Below are 4,823 nucleotides of genomic sequence, written 5' to 3'. Positions count from 1 at the left end.
TCGGCGGTCAGGCGGTGGGGGGAACTTGTCGTATGGCCCAGCACGCTATCCGCGGTGAACTCCTCGTCGAGTTCTTCGGACAGTTGGCGGCCGGGGTGGCTGGTGTCGACGAGTTCCGCTTCAGCCTTTTCAGCGGCCGGGGTCTGCGGTGTGCGCTGCCTGGACGATCCAGCCAGCGGTGTGTACTGCTCGTTCGATCCGGCCGTGTCCTGCGTACGCCCCGCTCCCCGAAGCCCCACAGGGGGAAGACCCAAGAGGTGTCTGGCGACAGCGCCGGCTTGCGCCCGGACGTCGCTCCTGGTGTAGTTCAGGGAACGCGATAGCGCCTGGTGAGCCGCGGCCACAGCCTCCACCGTGCTCGGAGCCTTGTTCAGTTTGCCCAGTTCCAAGTTGACCAGATGGAACAGCTCGACCGTCCGTGAGTGCTGGCGACTCGACCCCGCGGTCGAAATTTGCTGTCCGCCTGCCGAGGACTGCGGCGGGGGGGGTGGCATAAGCTGAAGGTGGGCGTCACCCAGGATGATTTGGGCGATGCGGGCCGCGCGTTCGGGTATATTCAGCCATGTCTCGAACTCAGACAAGCGCCTGTGCGCTGTGCGAATTTGTTGCGGAGTGGGGTCTCCGGGAAGTTTCCCGGAGGTGAGACGCGCTACTTTTCTCTGTAGAGCATGCTGTTCCTCCTCGCTTGGAGTGGGCGATGCCGGCTTGACACCTGGCCGCTCCTGTACTGCCCCCCCGAGGGTCATGTACAAGCTATCAAGATTTGGGTCTGTTTTTGCTCCGAACAGTCGCGCAGTTGCGTATTCGGCTATAAATTCTGCAGGGTTCTCGGCTGCGTAGGTGCTTACGGATGTGGCGATAAATTCATGCGCTTTATTGTCGGAGAAATTGGCGAAGTCCAGATCCGTGTCGTGGCCGGGATTGTGCTGGTGTGCCAGCCAGTGGAACATCTCGTGGATAACGTTGCCGAGTTCTGGGCGAACAAGCTCATCGAAAATCGCGCGCAGCCCCCCAGAGCTCGCAGGCGGAGTGTGAATCGCGGCCGTGATGACTATGTTGTCCGGCGCCATGAATTCGGCCAAGCTATCTTTATCCAGCGTGCTGCTTGCCGAAGTTGCTTCGATCCTGACAATATTCCTCCCGTTCCTTTCCCCTCCTTGAACCAGGAGGGAGCGGTAATATTTTGGAATATATACATTGAGCTGCCCTGGGAGGGCGTAACCGGCTCTCCTCAAAATGGAGAGCGCTTCCGTGGTCAGGCGCATGCCGTCTTGGGCCAGCTTGTCACCTTTGTGACTATAGAAGGTGATTTTAACGCCCTCATAATCGAGCGTTTTCGATCCGAAATCACCGTTCGTGTCCCATCGTTTACCCTCGGAGGAGTGCGAGGCTGTGAACGATTTAAGCTCAGGGTAATTGAGCATCTGGTCCAGAGTCAGCGCGCGATCGTCTACATTGTTGTGAACCGTGATGACGGCGTTCCGCCTAAGGTCGATCATGGCATGATCCAGATCCCACTGGGATATCGCACGCGACTCATCGATGGCAGCATCAGGCAGTGAGCCGTCCGCTTTGCGAGGATGGGCAATATACGGGTAGTTGGCGACAGTATCCTCCAGCCCATCTTCTGGTTTTTCTCTCGAAATGTACGGCTCCATCTCTGGAGCGATTCTCGCATAAGCTGCCTTATTGTGCCTTTCCATGGCAGTTGACACCACCATTATCTTTCCCGCTTTGATCCCAACTTCTTTCAGCCATGCCGCTTGGTACTGCGTCACCGGGGTATCCCCGGTTTCGACTTGGGAAATCCAAGCCTGAGATGCGGCGGATATCTGCCTCCGGTCGCCATGTGCATTAACGATATTTTGGATAGCCTTATCGAGCGCGGACCCGTCCCCACGCAATACCGGTCCGCGGCGCCGCGACGCTGTCGAATTTTCTGGACGTGAGGACGAGGTTTCTCCGGCCCGGGAAGAGGAGCTCGCTGGAACGACCGCGCGATGACCCCCCTGGTTCCACATGCCCGCCGGACCCCCGCTCACCGCATGGGAGCCGGATTCCCTCCTCAATCGTTCCGACAACAGATACGCCGGCCGCTCGACCAAGGGCAGGTCCGAACGGGGATCACGGTCCAAGAGCGCGGCGACCAGCGTGCGCATGGTGTCGTGCCACGCGAGATAGTCACCCGCGGTCGTTCCTGGGATGGCGTCCCGGCGGATGATCGGCGGAGCCTGATGCCGCCCGCTCATGATCTGACCGGCTTCCCGCTCTACTACCTCCCGGCGGGCCGGCGACAGACTGCTCAGGTGCAGCTCAGCTCGCGCGGCCTCCTCCGCCCAGGCCGAGCGCACCGTAGCGTCCACCGCCGGATAGACAGGGCCCCGCAGCCGGTAGCCAGTCTGCGGGACGGTGGCTTCGAGGCGCTCGAAGTGCGCGGCGAGAGCGGCCAACTGCGCCCGCGCATCAGACAGCTGCTCTATTTCGGTGGCCACGTCTGGCTCCACAGCGAAGCAGACTTTGGTAAAATCGGGCATTATCGCGTCCTTGCTTGTCAAAATTTCCATGAAGGTCGGAATGAGCTGGTACGCCCCATTTGCAAACCGAACCGCCCCGGGTTCGGTGGAGATCTCAGATTGTGGTGGTGACCTGGGGTTTCGCGAGTTCGGTGTAGTAGTTGGCTTCGTACTCGACCGGCGGGACGTGGCCTATCTCACCATGGAGCCGTCGATGGCTGTACCAGTCGACCCACTCGGCGGTGGCCAGCTCGACCTGGGAGAGCGCCTTCCAGGGCCGTCGAGGCTTGATCAGCTCGGTTTTGTAAAGGCCCACCGTTGATCCTCGATCCACCGCGTGATTTCTGATCAGGAGTGTCGGGCGGGTTCTGGGCGTTTCCTCGGCATGCGGGCAGCGGTGATCGCCGGGTGGCCGTCCGGGGCGGGGTCTCCGAGGTCTTTCGGGTCGTGGGCGGACAGGGCAGTCGTGCAGGTCAGGTGACCATGCGCTGTCCGGCCGCCGTCCACAAGTCGGCGAAGTCGTGCTCCCAGCGCCAGCTTTGGGGCAGGTGGAGGGTGAGGCGGCGGGCACCGGTGGAGATCCGGGCGGGAATGTTGATCAGGTGGCGGCGGATGGTGCCGGTGAAGTTCCCCCCTGATCTTGGACAGCGGTTGCTTACGCTGCGGGGGTGAAGTCGTGCTGCAGCCTGGCTCGGGTTTCGAGTGGGGTGAGGTACCCGAACTCGGGGTGCTTGCGGAGCCTGGTGCGGTTGTACTCGACTTCAATGAAGCGGAAGACGTCGGCGCGGGCGGCCTCGCGGCTGTCCCAGACGGTGGTGCCGATCTCCGCTTTGAGCAGTCCGAAGAAGCTCTCGGCTGCGGCATTATCGTAGCATATGCCGGTTCTTCCCATGCTCTGCCTCAGGCCCAACCTCCTTATCTCCCTGCGGAATTCGCCGGAGGTGTACCCGCTGCCTCGGTCGGTGTGCATGATGCAGCCGGGCTGCAGTTCGCCGCGGCCGGCGGCCATGCGCAGGGCGTCGGTGACCAGTTCGGCACGGTGGTGGTCGGCCATCGCGTAGCCGATCACCTCGCGGGTCGCCAGGTCGATGACGGTGGCCAGGTACCACCAGCCCTCGATGGTCGGCAGATACGTGATGTCGCCGACCAGCTTCGTGCCTGGCCGGGCGGCGGTGAAGTCGCGGCCGACCAGGTCCGGGGCCGGCGCGGCCTTGGCGTCCGGCTTCGTCAGGTGGCGGCGCCTGCGGCGGGTGATGCCGCGGATGTCGCGCTCCCGCATGATCCGCTCGACCTTCTTCCGGTTGATGCCATGGCCCTTCCGCCGGAGCTCGGCGTGGACCCGTGGGACGCCGTAAGCTCCCCGGGAAGCGGCGTGGATCTCGCGGATTTGACCGGCCAACTCCTCCTCGGCGCGCTGTCGTTCGGCGACAGCAGGCCGCGACGCGAGCCATGCGTAGTAGGTGGAGCGGTTGATGCCCAGGACGCGGCACAGCCGCGCGACGCTGTAGCCACCGGGGTTCGCCTCGGTAGCCTTCTCCGCATCGATGAAGAGACACACAGTGTCTACTTCACGATCTCCTTCGCGAAGAAGGCAGCGGCTTTTACCAGGATCTCGTTCGCCTTCTTGACCTCGGCAAGCTCACGGCGGACGCGACGCAGTTCCTCGCGCTCATCGCTGGTCAGCGCGCCGGAGGGCCCCTCGCCCCGGTCGATCTGCGGCTGCTTGACCCAGCCCCGCAGCCCCTCGGGGCTCACTCCCAGCTCCCGGGCGATCTCGGTGACGTTCCGATGCGGCGAGGACCGCACGAGAGCAATCGCGTCCCGCTTGAACTCGGCCGTGTACCGCTTACTCATGTTGCTCTTGCCACTCACGATCTGGACTGCTTCCTCCGGGACTCAACCGTCCCAGTATCAGGCTGTCCAGCTCAGCGGGGGAACTTCAGGACCAAGGTCACCCGCGGCGCCGGCAGCCCGGCCGCGGCCCTCGCGATGGTCTTCAAACTCGTTGAGTCCGCCCAGGCCCGCTGGCGAGCGGTCACCGCACCGCACCTCGTCGCCCTCGTCCGAGCCGGCGCCCGCTTCGAGAACGGCCTCCTCGTCGAACAGGACGAGACCTTCGCCGCTTGATCCACCTCAACTGATCCACAAGTCTTGACAATTACTCCCCGCCACCGACGTTAAACGCAACGATGTTTTTTCGAAACACGCCCTATTGATCCGAAACGGTTTGGGTTCTGGGTCGTTGATGATGTGTGAGCGATCTGGTGGGGGACGCGCGGCATCTGTCGCCGTCGGCGCAGGAGGCCCTGC

3 protein-coding genes and 2 pseudogenes are annotated in these 4,823 nt (G+C 62.9%); 1 reads left to right on the top strand and 4 read right to left on the bottom strand.

The window, feature by feature from the left end; all coding sequences use genetic code 11:
* From AC3ET4_RS30255 to AC3ET4_RS30240, 4 genes and pseudogenes are all read right to left on the bottom strand, one after another.
* A partial coding sequence (locus tag AC3ET4_RS30255; protein ID WP_431955074.1) for a hypothetical protein occupies positions 1 to 2,534 on the bottom strand: 2,534 nt, incomplete at its 3' end.
* Between the two features lie 94 nt (positions 2,535 to 2,628).
* Positions 2,629 to 2,826 (bottom strand): annotated as a pseudogene (locus AC3ET4_RS30250) (integrase core domain-containing protein); the annotation flags it as partial.
* 342 nt (positions 2,827 to 3,168) lie between these two features.
* Positions 3,169 to 4,071, bottom strand: a complete 903-nt coding sequence (locus AC3ET4_RS30245; RefSeq protein WP_431955072.1) for an IS3 family transposase — start codon at positions 4,069 to 4,071, stop codon at positions 3,169 to 3,171.
* A gap of 5 nt (positions 4,072 to 4,076) precedes the next feature.
* Complete coding sequence (locus AC3ET4_RS30240) at positions 4,077 to 4,385, bottom strand: transposase (RefSeq protein ID WP_431955070.1); 309 nt, start codon at positions 4,383 to 4,385, stop codon at positions 4,077 to 4,079.
* A gap of 69 nt (positions 4,386 to 4,454) precedes the next feature.
* Here AC3ET4_RS30240 and AC3ET4_RS30235 point away from each other — a divergent pair.
* A pseudogene (locus AC3ET4_RS30235) lies at positions 4,455 to 4,640 on the top strand (IS256 family transposase); the annotation flags it as partial.
* Between the last annotated feature and the right edge of the window lie 183 nt (positions 4,641 to 4,823).

The organism is Actinacidiphila sp. bgisy167, from assembly GCF_057707665.1.
Note: the sequence above shows the minus strand (reverse complement) of the source record. Positions and strands in the feature narration are given on the sequence as shown.